The 15,313-nt window shown below is 75.9% G+C and carries 12 protein-coding genes; 7 read left to right on the plus strand and 5 right to left on the minus strand.

The features are described from left to right. From ACFWEK_RS09050 to ACFWEK_RS09070, 5 genes are all read right to left on the minus strand, one after another. On the minus strand, positions 1-1,259 hold a 1,259-nt coding region (locus tag ACFWEK_RS09050), incomplete at its 3' end, for a DUF58 domain-containing protein (protein WP_430553824.1). Positions 1,260-1,272: 13 nt separating this feature from the next. Next, positions 1,273-2,214 (minus strand): AAA family ATPase, encoded by a 942-nt coding sequence (locus tag ACFWEK_RS09055; RefSeq protein WP_430546798.1) that lies wholly within the window; start codon positions 2,212-2,214, stop codon positions 1,273-1,275. Between the two features lie 182 nt (positions 2,215-2,396). Continuing rightward, positions 2,397-3,629 carry a DUF4350 domain-containing protein gene (locus tag ACFWEK_RS09060; protein ID WP_430553825.1) on the minus strand — a complete coding sequence of 411 codons (1,233 nt, stop codon included), beginning with the start codon at positions 3,627-3,629 and terminating at the stop codon, positions 2,397-2,399. Continuing rightward, entirely contained in the window at positions 3,626-4,324 is a 699-nt protein-coding gene (locus tag ACFWEK_RS09065; protein WP_430546679.1) for a DUF4129 domain-containing protein, read from the minus strand. Before ACFWEK_RS09065 ends, ACFWEK_RS09060 begins: the two co-directional genes overlap by 4 nt. Then, positions 4,321-5,544, minus strand: coding sequence for a glycerophosphoryl diester phosphodiesterase membrane domain-containing protein (locus ACFWEK_RS09070; protein ID WP_430553826.1), 1,224 nt, complete (start codon positions 5,542-5,544; stop codon positions 4,321-4,323). Before ACFWEK_RS09070 ends, ACFWEK_RS09065 begins: the two co-directional genes overlap by 4 nt. 202 nt (positions 5,545-5,746) lie before the next feature. Between ACFWEK_RS09070 and mtrA the strand changes: the two genes are divergently transcribed. The 7 genes from mtrA to ACFWEK_RS09105 all read left to right on the plus strand — a co-directional run bounded on the left by mtrA (position 5,747) and on the right by ACFWEK_RS09105 (position 14,903). Beyond that, complete coding sequence (gene mtrA / locus ACFWEK_RS09075) at positions 5,747-6,427, plus strand: MtrAB system response regulator MtrA (RefSeq protein ID WP_429735004.1); 681 nt, start codon at positions 5,747-5,749, stop codon at positions 6,425-6,427. Between the two features lie 109 nt (positions 6,428-6,536). After that, the gene (mtrB, locus tag ACFWEK_RS09080; protein WP_430553827.1) at positions 6,537-8,198 is read left to right on the plus strand and encodes an MtrAB system histidine kinase MtrB; all 1,662 of its coding nucleotides are present in this window, start codon (positions 6,537-6,539) and stop codon (positions 8,196-8,198) included. Next, positions 8,195-9,943, plus strand: a complete 1,749-nt coding sequence (locus tag ACFWEK_RS09085; protein ID WP_430546676.1) for an LpqB family beta-propeller domain-containing protein — start codon at positions 8,195-8,197, stop codon at positions 9,941-9,943. The genes mtrB and ACFWEK_RS09085 overlap by 4 nt, the downstream gene beginning before the upstream one ends. A 108-nt stretch (positions 9,944-10,051) precedes the next feature. Further along, on the plus strand, positions 10,052-11,023 hold the full coding sequence (locus ACFWEK_RS09090; protein ID WP_430546675.1) for a ComF family protein: 972 nt from the start codon (positions 10,052-10,054) through the stop codon (positions 11,021-11,023). Between the two features lie 34 nt (positions 11,024-11,057). After that, on the plus strand, positions 11,058-11,723 hold the full coding sequence (gene hpf, locus ACFWEK_RS09095) for a ribosome hibernation-promoting factor, HPF/YfiA family (protein ID WP_429767087.1): 666 nt from the start codon (positions 11,058-11,060) through the stop codon (positions 11,721-11,723). 254 nt (positions 11,724-11,977) lie between these two features. Then, positions 11,978-13,210: a winged helix-turn-helix domain-containing protein gene (locus ACFWEK_RS09100; RefSeq protein ID WP_430553828.1), complete on the plus strand. Its 1,233-nt coding sequence runs from the start codon at positions 11,978-11,980 to the stop codon at positions 13,208-13,210. Positions 13,211-13,298: 88 nt separating this feature from the next. Next, entirely contained in the window at positions 13,299-14,903 is a 1,605-nt protein-coding gene (locus ACFWEK_RS09105; RefSeq protein ID WP_430548426.1) for a cation:proton antiporter, read from the plus strand. Positions 14,904-15,313 lie beyond the last annotated feature (410 nt).

The raw sequence follows: 15,313 nt of genomic DNA on the forward strand, positions 1-15,313 counted from the left end.
GCGTCGTAGACGGCGGCCGCCGACGACCGGTCGGCGCGCAGCCGGGCGGCGTCCGCGTCGGCGACGGCCGCGACGACCACCTGGTGGGTGCCGGAGAGCCGGTCGATCACCGGCAGCAGGCCCGTCTCGACGGCCGCCGGGTCCAGCGACGTCAGCAGCACCACGAGCGAGCGCTGCGAGACCCGCTGGCGCACCTGCCCGACGAGGCCGGGCCAGTCCGTCTCCAGCAGGGCGGGCTCGACGGTCGACAGGGACTCCGCCAGCGCGGGCAGCAGCCGCGGGCCGGACGCGCCCGCGACCCGGGCCCGCAGCGCCCGGTCGTACGCCAGCACCTGCACGCGGTCGCCCGCGCGGTCGGCGAGCGCCCCGAGCAGCAGCGCGGCCTCGATGCCCGCCTCCAGCCGCGTGCCGCCGAGCGACGACGGCGCGTCGTCGTCCGCGCCCTCGAGCGCCCGCTCGGTGTCGGCCGCGGCGGCGGTGCCGATCCGCGCGGCGGACGTGCGGCCGGTGTCGAGCACGATCACCACGCGCCGGTCGCGCTCGGGCCGCCAGGTGCGCACGACGACGTCGCCGCGGCGGGCGGTGGCGCGCCAGTCGATCGAGCGCACGTCGTCGCCCACCACGTACTCGCGCAGCGAGTCGAACTCGGTGCCCTCGCCGCGCACCTGCACGGCGGCCCGCCCGTCCATCTCGCGCAGCCGCGCCAGCCGGGAGGGCAGGTGGCGCCGGCTGGCGAACTCGGGGAGCACGCGCAGCCGGGCCGGCACCGGGATCGACGCCTGGCGGGCGGCGACGCGCAGCGGGCCGAACGAACGGACCGTCACCGGCCCGGCAGCGCGGTCGCCCCGGCGGGTCGGACGCAGCGGGGTGCGCACGCGGACGGACTCGCCGGGCGGCAGGTCGACGTCGTGCCGGGCCGACCGGGCCACGAGCGGCTCGCCGGCCGCCGCGCCGTCGGTGCGCAGGCTCGCGTCCGGCACCAGCGACGGCGGCCAGGCGTCGCGGACGACCGCGCGCAGCCGCCGTCGGGCGGTGTTGGTGACCACCAGCTCCGAACGGGCCGTCGTGCCGAGCCGCACGGAGCGGGGCGTGCGGCGCTGGAGCGCGACGGCGCGCGGGGACGCGGCGAGGGCGACGTCGACGGCGCACACGGCCGCCACGACCAGCGCCCACACCACGACCGTCCCCGGCACGGGGAACAGGACCACCGGGATCACCCCGAGCGCCGCCAGCACGACGGCGCGCCACGTCAGCGCCATGTCCGGGTCCCGCTCAGCGGGGGACGGGGACGGTCGCGAGCACGGTCGTGAGGACGCTCTCGGCGGTGACGCCCTCGAGCTCCGCCTCGGGCCGCAGCTGCACGCGGTGCCGGAGCGTGGGGTGCGCGAGCGCCTTCACGTCGTCGGGCGTCACGTACGAGCGCCCCGACAGCCAGGCCCAGGCGCGCGACGTCGCGAGCAGCGCGGTGGCGCCGCGCGGGGACACGCCGAGCGAGAGCGAGGGGGAGCGGCGGGTGGCGCGGCACAGGTCGACGGCGTAGCCGAGCACCTCGGGCGCCACCTGGACCTGTCGCACCTCGGCCCGCGCGGCGGCGAGCTGCTCGCGGCCGGCGACCGCCCGGACGCCCGCGGCGCCCAGGTCGCGCGGGTCGAACCCGGCGGCGTGCCGGGCCAGCACCTCGATCTCCTGCTCGCGCTCGGGGACGGGAAGCACCACCTTGAGCAGGAAGCGGTCGAGCTGCGCCTCGGGCAGCGGGTACGTGCCCTCGTGCTCCACCGGGTTCTGCGTGGCGATGACGACGAACGGGTCCGGCAGGGGCCGCGGCGTGCCGTCGACGGACACCTGACGCTCCTCCATCGCCTCCAGCAGGGACGCCTGCGTCTTCGGGGGCGTGCGGTTGATCTCGTCCGCGAGCAGCAGGTTCGTGAAGACCGGCCCCTCACGGAACGAGAACTCGGCCGTGCGCGCGTCGTACACCAGGGACCCGGTGACGTCGCCGGGCATGAGGTCGGGCGTGAACTGCACGCGCTTCGTCGACAGGTCGAGCGACGCGCCGAGCGCCCGCACCAGCAGGGTCTTCGCGACGCCGGGCACGCCCTCGAGCAGCACGTGGCCGGAGCAGAGCAGCGCGATGAGCAGGCTCGTCACCGCGGAGTCCTGGCCCACGACCGCCTTGCCCACCTCGCTGCGCACGCCGGCGAGCGCGGCGCGCAGCTCGCGGGACGGGGCGCCCGCGGCGTCAGGCGCCGGGGGAGCGGCCTGCGGTGCCGGGGGTGCCGACGGGGGCGCCGGGTCGCCCGGGGCGGTGGTCGACGGTGTGGTCGACGCGGTGGTCGACGCGGTGGTCTCGACAGGGGCCGCGGGCGGCGTGCCCTGCGGGTTCTCGTCGGGGGTCGTCACGATCGGTGGACCTCGCTCTCCAGGGTGTCGAGCCGACGCGCGAGCTCGGTGAGCGCGTCGTCGTCGTGGGGTGGTGGGCCGTACAGCAGGTCGGCCACGTCGTGCGCGGACCGCCCGGTGGCGCGGGCGACGGCCTCGGTGAGGGCCGTGGCGTCGGCGGACCGCGGCACGCCCAGGCGGCGCGCGACGGTCTCGGCGGTGGCGGCGCGCAGGCCCGCGGCGGCGTGCCCGCGGGACCTGGTCCGCCGGTAGAGGCGGCCGCGGCCGCGGGTGGTCTCGGCGGAGCGGACCACGACCGGGAGCTCCTCGGCGACCAGCGGTCCCAGCCGGCGCGCCCGCCACACCGCGGCGACGAGCACGACCAGCAGCGCCCACAGGCCGACGACGCCCGCCCAGGGCGGCAGGACGCCGGCGCCGGCGGACGGCGCGCCGCCCTCGCCGGTCGAGCTCGTGTCCAGCGGGTCGGGCACGAGCCACACGAGCGTCTCCTGCGCGCCCAGCAGGCCCAGCGCGAGCGCCGCGTTGCCGTTGTCCAGCACCGCGTCGTTGGTGACGAAGGACGGGTCGTCGACGGCGGTCACGACCCGTCCACCGTCGGCCCCCGCCGGCTCGACGCGCGCCAGCCCCGCCGGCCCGTCGACCGGCCAGCAGAGCGTGACGTCGTCGGCCCCGGGCTCGGCCTGCAGGCCGGGCGTGAGCCACATCGTGCCGGCGCGCGTGGCGAGCGGGAGGTCGCACGCCGGCTCGACGGCGAACGCGGGGGCGGCGGCCCCGGGCGTGCGGCTGACGGCGCCGTCGGTGGCCGCGCGCACCAGCTCGTCGTCGGCACCGAGCAGCACCATGTCCGCGTCGACGCCGGCCAGGGCGTCGACCTGCTCGGGCAGCAGCATGCTCCCGGGCGTCACCAGCAGCGTCGTGCCCGGCCCGGCCGCCGCGACGGCGTCCGCGACCCGGGTCACGTGGCGGACCTCGACGCCCTGGCGCCCGAGCACCTGCGCGACGGCGCGGGCACCGGTCGGCTGCGCGTTGTCGGGCGCGTACGGGGTGGTGGACGTGGCCGGGCGCTGCACGGCCAGCACGGCCACCACGAGGGCGAGCACCCCGAGTACCAGCAGCGTCCAGCGGGTCCGGCGCCAGCGGTCGGCGGTGCGGCCGCGGCCGGTGGTGCCGTCCCCCGTCACGACCGGCGAGACCACGGCGTCCGGCGTGGTCTGCGTCGGGGCCGTCACGGCGTCCCCACCCCGTCCGGTGCCGCGGCGGCCGCGAGCGGCTCGGGCCGCAGCCCGCGCACCCGCTCGTCGAGGTCGCGCAGTCGGCGGTCGTCCTCCGGACCGGCGGGCAGCGTGCCGTAGCAGACGTCGTCGAACAGGCGGGCCGCGTCGTGCAGCTCGGCGGCGACGGCGGGCAGCCGCGTGGCGGCGTCGTGCGCCGCCTCCTGCGCCGTCCGGCCGGGGCGCTCGTCCAGCACGACGCGCTCCTCCAGGGAGCGCACGAGTGCGCGGAACCGGTCCAGCACGGCCGCGGACCAGTCGCCGCGGGCGGCCGCGTCGTCGGCGGACGCCCGCAGCTCGGCCGCGGTGCGCTCGTCGCCGTCGAGCACGACGACGGAGCGCCGACGGCGGCGGGCCAGGCGGACGGGCCCGGCCACCCACCAGGCGAGCGCGGCGACGAGCACCACGACCACCACGACCACGAACGCGAGCGGGAACCGCCCCTCGCCGAGGGTCAGGCCGTCGAACAGGTCGCCGAGCCAGGTGAGCAGGCGCTCCAGCAGCGACGGCTGCGTGGAGTACTCGGGTCGCGACAGCTCCTCCAGCAGCCAGCGGTGCGCCGTCTCCCGGTCGGGGTCCACGGGCACGGCGGCGGGCACGTCGACGAGCAGGGTCGTCACGACCTCGTGCACCACCGCCGACGCGCCGCTCACGCGAGCATGCCGGGCGGGGGTCCGGGCTCGCCGCCGGGCCGTCCGCCGTCGGACGACTGCGCCGCCGCGGCGAGCTGCACGTCCAGACCCTCGCGGCGCATCCGCACGTCGATGTAGAGCAGGGCGACGACCGCCGCCACGAAGATCGTCGTGATCGCGGCCGAGATGACTGACGACAGCACGCTCATGACCACGGTCGCGGTCGTGAACGACTCGGTGCTGCCGCCGGTCCCGCCGATCACGCCCGCGATGAGGCCGAGAGGGATCGTGATGATGTACGCGGCGGCGCTCACGATGATCATCGCAAGCAGGTAGATGCCGAACAGGCGCCAGAAGGACCCGCGCGTCAGCCGCCAGGCGCGCGCGATCGTGCTGCCCAGGCCCTGCCCCTCGAGCGCCAGCGCGGGCGCGACGAGCCCGATGCGCACGCCCAGCCACACGACGACCACGACGTACCCGGCGCCGAGCAGGAGCCCGAGGCCGACGGCGGCCCCCGTGGACTGCTCGCTCACGAGGGCGACGAGCAGGACCAGGACGAAGAACCAGACGAACGTGCCGACCGCACCGGCGAGCGTGCGCAGCAGGGCCCAGCCGATGAGCCGGCCGACACGCCCGCGGAGCCGCTCCCAGACCTCGCCGAGGCTCAGCTTGCGGCCGATGACCGACTGGCTCACCGAGACGGTGAGGATGCCCTCCACCACGGGCTGGGCGAGCAGCAGGGTCACGCTCATGCCGAGGGACGACGCGAGCGTCTGGGCGATGAGGTTGTCGAACCCGAGCTCGGTGATCTCCGGGTCGGACTCGGCCAGCGTGGAGAACGACGACGAGATCGACGGCACGATGAGCTGCGCGACCAGCACGCCGAGCACCGTCGCGACCAGGATCACGAGGGTGGCGGCGCCGAGCATCACCTTCGGGTTGTGCCGGATCGCGGTGAACGCGCCGTCGTAGATCTCGCCGAGCGACAGCGGCCGCAGCGGCACGACGCCGGGCTTCGTCGCCGGCGGCGCAGCCGGCGGCCGCGGGCCGTAGGGGCTCTGCCCGTACTGGCCCTGCCCGTACTGGCCCTGCCCGTACTGGCCCTGCCCGTACTGGCCCTGCCCGTACTGCCCGGAGGTGGGCGGCTGCGGGGCGCCCTCGGGCGCGCGCTGGCCGTAGCGGGGCGGCTCGGAGGCGTCCCCCCAGCCGGACGGCGGCTGGGGCTGGTCGGGCGTGCTCATCGCGGCCTCCCGGGCTGCAGGGCGGTCGGGTCGTGCCGACGCGACGTCGGCGGACGGGACTGTCGGGGCTGTGCTGGTGGAGTGCTGGTGGAGTGCTGGAGGGACCGGGTGTGACGCCGGTCGCCCCGACCCTAGTACGGCGCGCCCGCCCGCTCACGCGGCCTTCCACCGGACCTGCCGCCGTGGCTGGCAGAATGGCCGCATGAAGTCCCGTGTCCTGGTGGTCGACGACGACACTGCGCTGTCCGAGATGATCGGCATCGTCCTGAAGTCCGAGGGGTTCGAGCCGACGTTCTGCGCCGACGGCGACGGTGCCCTCGTCGCCTTCCGCGACGAGCAGCCCGACCTCGTCCTGCTCGACCTGATGCTGCCCGGCAAGGACGGCATCGAGGTCGCCCGCGAGATCCGCGCCGAGTCCGGCGTCCCGATCATCATGCTCACCGCCAAGACGGACACGGTCGACGTCGTGCTCGGCCTCGAGTCCGGCGCCGACGACTACGTGACGAAGCCGTTCAAGCCCAAGGAGCTCGTCGCCCGCATCCGCACCCGGCTGCGCCGCAACGACGACCCGGGCCCCGAGCGGCTGCGCATCGGCGACGTCGAGATCGACGTCACCGGCCACAACGTGGTGCGCGACGGCGAGCGCATCAGCCTCACCCCGCTGGAGTTCGACCTGCTCGTGGCGCTGGCCCGCAAGCCCTGGCAGGTCTTCACCCGCGAGGTGCTGCTCGAGAAGGTCTGGGGCTACCGGCACAGCGCCGACACCCGCCTGGTCAACGTGCACGTGCAGCGCCTGCGCTCCAAGGTGGAGCGCGACCCCGAGAACCCGACGGTCGTGCTGACCGTGCGCGGCGTGGGCTACAAGGCCGGTGCCCCGCGCTGAGCCCGCCGCCCGCCGCGTCCGCCGGACGTGGCGGCGGTGGCGCGCCTGGACCGTCTCGCGGACCCGGTACCTCGTCCGGCGGTGGCGGTCGTCCCTGCAGCTGAGGGTCGTGACGTCGGCGCTCGCGCTGGGCGTCGTCGCGGTCGCGCTGCTCGGCCTCTACCTGTCGATCTCGATCCGCGACGGGCTGTACGAGCAGCGCGTCGACCGCATCGAGCGCGAGAACGCCTCGATGACCGAGCAGGTGCGCAGCGCCTTCGACTCCTCGCCCGCGACCTCGAACTCCGACCTGCAGCTCCTGCTCGTGCAGATGGTGCGCACGCTGGCGGCCGGGGCGTCGAGCGCGCAGGACTTCCTGCTGCTCAGACCCCCCGACCAGCCGAACCGGCTCGCCGAGACGGGCACGCAGATCGGCCTCAAGAGCATCATCGGCGAGGACCTGCGGGAGGCGACGCGCGCCACCGAGGGCCAGGTGCTGCAGTCCACGCAGATCCCCGCCGAGTACACGGACACCGAGGCGCCGGAGCCGGGCGTCATCGTCGGGTCGACGGTCGAGGTGCCGTCCATCGGCACCTACGAGCTGTACGCGATCTACTCCCTGCAGGCCGAGCAGGAGACGCTGTCGTTCGTGCAGCGCACCCTCGCGCTCGGCGCGCTCGCGATCCTCGCGCTGCTCGGCGCGCTCACGTGGGTCGTGACCCGGCAGACGGTCGCGCCGGTGCGCCGTGCGGCGACCGTCGCGTCGCGGCTGGCCGACGGCCACCTGGACGAGCGGCTGCCGGACGCCAAGGGCCAGGACGAGATGGCGACCCTCACCCGCACGTTCAACGAGATGGCCGGGAACCTCGAGGACCAGATCGCGCGGATGGAGGAGCTGTCCGCCGCGCAGCGCCGCTTCGTCTCCGACGTCTCGCACGAGCTGCGCACGCCGCTGACCACGATCCGGATGGCGGGCGAGGTCATCCACGCGTCCCGCGACGAGCTCGACCCCGCCGCCCGCCGCTCCGCCGAGCTGCTGTACACGCAGCTCGACCGCTTCGAGATCCTCCTCACCGACCTGCTGGAGATCAGCCGGTTCGACGCCGGCGCGGCCGTGCTCGACGTCGAGCAGCGCGACCTGCGCGACGTCGTCGTGGCCGTGGCGGACACGTCGATGCCGCTCGCCGAGACCAAGCACGTCTTCCTGTCCGTGACGCTCCCGGACGAGCCGGCGACGGCGGACGTCGACCCGCGGCGCGTCGAGCGCATCGTGCGCAACCTCGTGGTGAACGCCGTCGAGCACGCCGAGGGCAAGCCGGTCGAGGTCACGGTCGGGGTCGACGCCGACGCGGTGGCCGTCGTCGTGCGCGACCACGGCGTGGGGCTCGCCCCCGAGGACATCGACCGCGTCTTCCACCGCTTCTGGCGCGCGGACCCCGCCCGCGCCCGCACCACCGGCGGCACCGGTCTGGGCCTCGCGATCTCCCTCGAGGACGCGCGCCTGCACGCGGGCCGCCTCGAGGCGTGGGGGCGCCTCGGGGAGGGCGCGAGCTTCCGGCTCACGCTGCCGCGCCGGGCCGGGATCCGGCTGCACGGCTCGCCGCTGCCGCTCGAGGGCCCGTCGACCGGCGTCACGGCGCCGCCCACCGGCCAGCTCCCGGTCGTGAACCCGCCGACCGGCCCCACGCCGACGGCCATCCCCGAGCTCGGGGTCGTGGACGCCGACGGTCTGGACATCGCCCACGCGCCCGTCCCGTCCGCCCGGCCGGACGACGAGGAGGAGACCCGATGACGGCGCCCCTCACCCCCAGGCCCGCGCGCCGCCCGCGCCGTCGGCTCGCGGCGCTGCCGGCCGCCCTCGTCTCCGTCCTGGCCGTGCTCGCCATCACCGTCGCGTGCGCCCGCATCCCCACGAACGGGCCGGTGCGCGACGGCGACACCGAGCTGGAGAACATCAGCGAGATCGGCTACATCGCGTCGGGTCCCGCGGCCGGCGCGAGCCCTGACCAGGTGGTGCAGGGGTTCCTCAGCGTGGCGCAGCTCGGCCCCACGTCGAGCTCGTCGTTCGCCGTCGCGCAGGAGTACGTCACGGACGAGGCGTGGGAGGGCTGGGACCGGTACGCGCGCGTGCTCGTGCTGGAGGAGGACCCCGAGCTGGACCTCACCGACGTCCCGGCCGACGCGACCGAGACGACGGTCGACGCGACCGTGCGCGTGGTCGCGACGCTCGACGACCGCGGGATGTACACCGAGGAGGCCCGGACCAACGAGTTCACGGTGTCCTTCGGTCTGTCGCGCAGCGCCGGCGGGGAGTGGCGGATCTCCCAACTCGAGGACGGCCTCATGCTCCCCGCCGCGTTCTTCGGCCAGGCGTTCCACCCGACGACCCTCTACTTCCCGACGCCCGACCTCGCCTGGTGGGTGCCCGACATGCGGTGGTTCCCCCGCCAGACCTGGCGCACCGACGCGACCAGCGAGATCCTCGCCGGCCCGCCGGAGTGGCTGCAGGACTCGACGACGACCGTCATCCCGGAGGGCACGTCGCTCGCCATCGACGCGGTGACGGTGACCGACGACGGCACCATCGACGTGAGCCTCACGTCCACGATCTCGCAGGCCAGCGCCGACCAGCGCGCGCTCGCGACCGCGCAGCTGCAGGCGTCGCTCGCCGAGGGGGAGGGCCGCACCGTCGTGCTGTCCGTCCAGAACGCGCCGCTCACGACCGCCGAGGCCCCGGCGATCTCCCCGCCCCGGACGTCGGGGGAGGCGCTCGCCGTCTCCGACGGCGAGATCGTGCGCGTCGTCGGGCGGGAGCTCCGCGAGCCGGACGAGCCCGTCTCCATCGCCGGCCTCGACCCGACGGCCCTCGCCGCCGGCCCCGGCGACGAGCCGGTCGTGGTGCGCGACGGCACGCGGCGCATCGTCCGCGTCACCGGCGACGGCGCGCCCGACGTGCTCCTGTCCGGCGCGAAGCTCGTGGCGCCGTCCGTCGACCGGTTCGGCGCCGTGTGGAGCGCGCAGGGCTCGGAGCTCCTCGTCGCGATGCCGTCCGGCGCGGTGCGGACCCTGGACGTCGACTGGCTGTCGTCGCGGACCGTCCGGTCCGTGCACGTGTCGCCGGAGGGCGCCCGCGTCGCGATCGTCAGCTCCGGCCCCAGCGGCCGCCTGGTGCACGTGGCCGGCGTGGTCCGCGACGCCGAGAACGTCCCGACCGGCCTCTCGGCGCCCGTGCAGGTCGGCGCCTCCGTGCGGCAGGTGACGCAGGCGGCATGGCAGGACGAGGCCGTGCTCGCCCTGATCGGCCAGGAGGCCGACGGCGACGCCGCGGTCTTCCTCTCCGGTGTGGGCGGGCTCTCCGGCCAGGGCGGACTGTCCCGGGCCCAGCCCGGCGTCCCGGGACCGAGGTCCGTGACGGCGTCCGTCGGGACGGGGGCCATGCTCGCCATCGACAGCGGGGGCACCCTGTACTCGCGGCAGAGCTCAGCGCTGTGGTCGATGGTGTCCGACGGCGTCGACCTGGTCGCCTACCCGGGCTGACGCCGCCGCCGCACGGGGACGGGGCCCGAGGCTGCCCCCAGGCCGCCGTCCTCCCCAGGCCCCGGCGCGGGCGACCGCGCGGCGTCGCGGGCGGGGCACGCTGCCCGCATGCCTTCGACGACGACCCCGCCACCCGTGCGGTGGCTCCGCGAGCTCGGCCGCCTCGTCGTGCCCGTGTCGTGCCCCGGCTGCGGTGCCCTCGACGTGCGCTGGTGCCCCGCCTGCGAGACCCTGCTCGGCGGCCCGCCGGCCCGCGTCGAGGCCGGGGCCGGGCGCCTGGACCGGCTCGACGGCGTCCCCGTGCTGCCGGTCTGGGCGCTCGCGGCCTACACGGGTCCGGTGCGCGAGCTCGTCGTCGCGTGGAAGGACCGTGGACGCGCCGACCTCGACCGGCTCGTGGGCCCGCCCGTCCGGTCGGCGGCGCGAGCGGTCGCCACGCCGGTCGCGCGCGCCGTCGCCGGGCGACCGCTGCTCGTGGTCGGCGCACCCTCGACGGCGGCGTCCCGCCGGGCGCGCGGACGCGACCACGTGCGCGTCCTCGCCCGCGCCGCCGCGGCCGGGCTGCACGACGCGGGGCTCGGCGCGGCGGTCGTCCCCGCGTTGACCCGGCGCGGCCACGGGCGCGACCAGGTGGGACTCGGCGCGCGCGCCCGCGCGCGCAACCTCACCGGGTCCGTGGCGACCCGCGACCGGGTGCTGGCCCGCGCCGGCGGGACCCGCCCCGCGGTCCTGCTCGTCGACGACGTGGTCACGACCGGCTCCACGCTCGCGGCCGCGGAACGCGCCCTCGAGGATGTCGGCGCGGACGTCCTCGGCGCCCTCGTGCTGGCCGCCACCCCGCCTCCCGGGGCCGTCACGAAAGAGGTGACGAACCTCCTCGAGCCACCGGTATCCCTGGCGCGCGAGAGGGGGTTAGCCTGGGGGTCCCACGCGGGCGAGACGCCCCCGAGACTGCGGTCCGGGTCGCTCGTCCGTGCGACCCACGAGCGGTCCGGACTCGCGTCCGGCGACCCGGGAGGTGGTGCCGAGCACGGTGCCCCGGACGGGGTGCCCAGACGGACAGACTCGGGCCGCTCGTGAAGTGGGCGGCCTCACGACGAAGTGGAGCAACACGATGGAGATCGTCGTCGTCGGCAGGCACACGGAGGTGGCGGACAGGTTCCGCCGGCACGTGGAGGACAAGCTGAGCAAGGTCACCCAGCTCGCACCGGCCGCTCGCCGGGTGGACGTGGAGGTGACGCGCGAGAACAACCCGCGGCTCTCCGAGGTCCGGGAGCGGGTCGAGCTCACCGTGCACGACAAGGGGCCCGTGATCCGCGCGGAGGCCGCGGCGGACGACCGGTTCGGAGCCCTCGACATCGCGTTGGACAAGCTCACCGAGCGGCTGCGCCGATCGCGCGACCGCCGCAAGGACCACCGCCGCCGTGCGGGCGGCGACGTCCTCCCGTCCGTGGACGTCCGCCCCTACGACGAGGTCGCCGCCACGGAGGCCGCGGCCCAGCCGTCCGCACCCGTCGCGCTCGCCGAGCCCGGTGACGCCGTCGAGGAGCAGCTGGGCGACTCCCCGGTGGTGATCCGGCGCAAGCTGCACCACGCCGAGCCGATGACCGTCGACGACGCCGTCTACCAGATGGAGATGGTGGGCCACGACTTCTTCCTCTTCATCTCGAAGGAGACGGCCCGTCCGTCCGCGGTGTACCGCCGCCGGGGCTGGACGTACGGCGTGATCGAGCTGGACTCGACCGTCGGTGGCGTGGAGCCGGTGACCGAGCTGACGTGATCCCGGTCGGACGACCGCAACCGGCGTTGCGGTGAGAGCGGGTCAGGGCTTCTTCGCGGAGACGCGTTCACGGGCGCCAGGGCGCCCTCCACTTCGGGAGGGATACGTCCCCGCGAAGAAGCCCCGACCCGCTCTCGTCTGTCCGCTTGCGCTCCTCGGTGGTCGAGCCTGTCGAGACCCGTCTCGCTGGTGGAGCCTGTCGAGACCCCGGGCTCGTCCGCGCCGCTGTCGGTGGCCGTCGGCAGGATGGCCGGGTGGACTCCCTCTCGCTCGCGCAGGCCCGCCGTGTCGCTCTCGGTGCGCAAGGTCTGCACCGCGCCCGGCCGGGCCTCGACGGCGGCGTGACGATGCGCCGGGCGATGGCGACGGTGGAGCAGCTGAACCTGCTGCAGATCGACTCGGTGAACGTGCTGGCGCGGGCGCACCTGATGCCGCTGTACTCGCGGCTCGGGCCGTACGACGTCGGGCTGCTGGACCGGGCGGCGGGGCGGGCCCCGCGGCGGATCGTGGAGACGTGGGCGCACGTGGCCTCGTTCGTGCCGGCGTCGACGTACCCGCTGCTGGAGTGGCGGCGGCGCAACTACCTCGACGAGGCCTGGGGCACCATCGCGGGGGCACCGTTGGCGCACGCGGCCGAGATGGACCTGGTGCGGCAGCTGGTCGCCGAGCGCGGGCCGGTGACCGCGCGCGAGATCCACGACGAGCTGGTCGCCACCGGGCGGTCGGGACCCCGCTCGCGCGAGGAGTGGGGCTGGAACTGGACGATGGCCAAGCGCTGCCTCGAGTTCCTGTTCTTCACCGGCGAGGTGATGGCCGCGCGGCGCAACACCGCGTTCGAGCGCTGCTACGACCTGCCCGAGCGCGTCCTGCCGCCGGCCGTGCGCGCGGCGGAGCCGGTGCCCGACGACGAGGCCGTGCGCCGGCTGCTGGAGCTCGGCGCCCGGGCGCACGGGATCGGCACGGTCCGCTGCTTCGCCGACTACTTCCGGCTGCGCGGCCCGGCCGTGCGCCGGGCCCGGGACGAGCTGGTGGAGGACGGCGTGCTCGTGCCGGTCGACGTGCGCGGCTGGGACGAGCCCACCTACCGGCACCGGGACGCTCGCGTGCCCCGCCGGGCGCAGGCGCGCACGCTGCTCAGCCCGTTCGACCCGGTCGTCTGGGAGCGGCGGCGCCTCGAGGCGCTCTTCGACGTGTACTACCGGATCGAGATCTACGTGCCCGCGCCGCAGCGGGTGCTCGGGTACTACGTGCTGCCGTTCCTCGAGGGCGACGCGATCACGGCGTTCGTCGACCTCAAGGCCGACCGGCAGGCGGGCGTCCTGCGCGTCCAGGCGGTGCACCCCACCGCCCACGCCGGCTCCGGCACGGCGGCGGCGCTCGGCGCCGAGCTCGCCGTGCTCGCGAGCTGGCTCGGGCTCGGGACGACGGCGGTCGCGCCGGTCGGCGACCTCGCGCCCGCACTGGCCGGGGCCGTGCGCGCGGCGTAGGGCGCCGGGCGCCCGCCGCTCGTAGGATCGGCGCCACGACGTCGGGCGCGCCCGCGTCGGTCGGGACCGGAGAAGGTCAGGAGCGCTGATGGCCACGGCCGTGCTGTACCTCGCCGCGGCGCTCGTGGGCGGGCTGGCGGCGACGCTGCTGCGGCTGCCGCCGCTGGTCGGCTTCCTCGCCGCCGGGTTCGCGCTCGGGGCGGCCGGGGCCCCCGACCTGCCCGGGCTGGAGACCGTCGCCGAGCTGGGCGTGGCGCTCCTGCTGTTCGCGATCGGGCTGAAGCTCGACGTCCGGTCGCTGCTGCGCCCGGAGGTCTGGCTCACCACGGCGGCGCACCTGGTGCTGAGCGTCGCCGTGGCCGTCGGGTTCCTCGGCCTGCTCGCCGTCGTCGGGATCCGGCTCCTCGCCGACGAGTCGCTCGGCTCCCTGGCGCTGGTCGGGCTGGCGCTGTCGTTCTCCTCCACGGTCTTCGTGGTCAAGGTGCTGGAGGACCGCTCGGACACGACGGCGCTGTACGGGCGCATCGCCGTCGGCGTGCTCGTGGTGCAGGACATCATCGCCGTGGCGTTCCTGGCCGTCTCGACGGGGGAGCCGCCCAGCCCGTGGGCGCTCGCCGTCGTCGTCCTCGTCCCCGGGGCCTGGGTGCTGCGCCGGGTCTGGGACCGGGCCGGGCACGGTGAGCTGCAGGCGCTGTTCGGCGCGTTCGTCGCCCTGGTGCCCGGCTACTGGCTGTTCGAGGTCGTCGGGCTGTCGGGCGACCTCGGCGCCCTCGTGATGGGCGCCCTGCTCGCCGGGCACCCGCGCGCCACCGAGCTCTCCCGCTCCCTGCTCACGGTCAAGGACCTGGCGCTCGTCGCGTTCTTCCTGCAGATCGGGCTGCACGGGATGCCGGCCCCGGTCGACCTGGCCCTGGCCGGCCTGCTGCTCCTGCTGCTGCCGCTGCAGGTGGCGGGGTACGCGGTGCTGCTGTGGCTGATGCGGCTGCGGCGGCGGACGTCGTTCCTGGCCGGTCTGGCGCTCGGCAACTTCTCCGAGTTCGGCATCATCGTCGTCGCGTTCGGCGCGACGGCGGGCCTGCTCGACGAGGAGTGGACGGTCATCGTCTCCCTCGCCGTCGCCGGCAGCTTCGTCGTCTCGGCGATCGTCAACCGGCGCGGCGTCGAGCTCGCGGCCCGCCTCACCGCGCTCCTGCCCCGGCGGGACGTCGACAAGCTGCACCTCGACGACCGCCCGGTCGACATCGGCCGGGTCGACGCCGTCGTCCTCGGCCTGGGGCGGGTGGGCTCGGCGACGTACCGGCGGCTGCGCGACGTGCACGGGCTGTCGGTCATGGGGGTCGAGCACGACCGCACCCGCGTCGAGGCGCTGCGGACCGAGGGGATCGCCGTCGTCCCCGCGGACGCCACCGACACCGAGTTCTGGGCCCGGGTCAAGCGGGCCGGACAGGTGCGCCTCGCCGTGCTCGCGATGCCGTTCCACAAGGCGAACCTCATCGCCCTGGCCCGGCTGCGCGCGGTCGGCTTCGCCGGCCGGGTGGCGGCGATCGCCCGCTACGACGAGGACGCCGCCGAGCTGCGCCGCCACGGTGCGGACGCCGTCTTCCACCTGTACGGCGCCGCGGGGGCGGAGCTCGCGGACCGCGCCGCAGCCGACCTCGCCCCCGGCTCCGGCCGCGGCCACGAGACGCTGTGAGCGAGCGTTTGGCCCGGTCCTCGCGCCGGGACCGGGCCGAACGTCCGCTCACGGCGCCGGGACGGGGCGCGACGGGCCGTTCGTCCGTCGCGAACCCGTGCCGGACTCCCAGGTGATCCGCCTAGGATGGGGCCGGTGTGACCCAGGCGACGGCGCGGACGTGCGATCCCGACCGCCCGTCGTCGCCCGTCGTCGCGCCGCACGGTCCCGGCCATCCCCGGGGCGCCACCGACCCTGGAGTACTGCGTGCCTGCGATCCTCGAGAAGGTCCTCCGTCTTGGCGAGGGCCGGATTGTCAAGAAGCTCAACAGCCTGGCCCAGCAGGTCAACCGGCTCGAGCCCAGCTTCGAGGAGCTGAGCGACGCCGAGCTGCACGAGGAGACCGACCGCTTCAAGGAGCGCCTCGAGCA

This window comes from Isoptericola sp. NPDC060257 (assembly GCF_042726645.1).
GTDB classification, from domain to species: domain Bacteria; phylum Actinomycetota; class Actinomycetes; order Actinomycetales; family Cellulomonadaceae; genus Isoptericola; species Isoptericola nanjingensis.

Bases quoted from the DNA above. Each gene is read 5' to 3' on its own strand.
- ACFWEK_RS09105 (WP_430548426.1), top strand. From the start codon at position 13,299: ATGGCCACGGCCGTGCTGTACCTCGCCGCGGCGCTCGTGGGCGGGCTG.
- mtrA (WP_429735004.1), top strand. From the start codon at position 5,747: ATGAAGTCCCGTGTCCTGGTGGTCGACGACGACACTGCGCTGTCCGAG.
- hpf (WP_429767087.1), top strand. From the start codon at position 11,058: ATGGAGATCGTCGTCGTCGGCAGGCACACGGAGGTGGCGGACAGGTTC.
- ACFWEK_RS09090 (WP_430546675.1), top strand. From the start codon at position 10,052: ATGCCTTCGACGACGACCCCGCCACCCGTGCGGTGGCTCCGCGAGCTC.
- ACFWEK_RS09070 (WP_430553826.1), bottom strand. From the start codon at position 5,544: ATGAGCACGCCCGACCAGCCCCAGCCGCCGTCCGGCTGGGGGGACGCC.
- ACFWEK_RS09085 (WP_430546676.1), top strand. From the start codon at position 8,195: ATGACGGCGCCCCTCACCCCCAGGCCCGCGCGCCGCCCGCGCCGTCGG.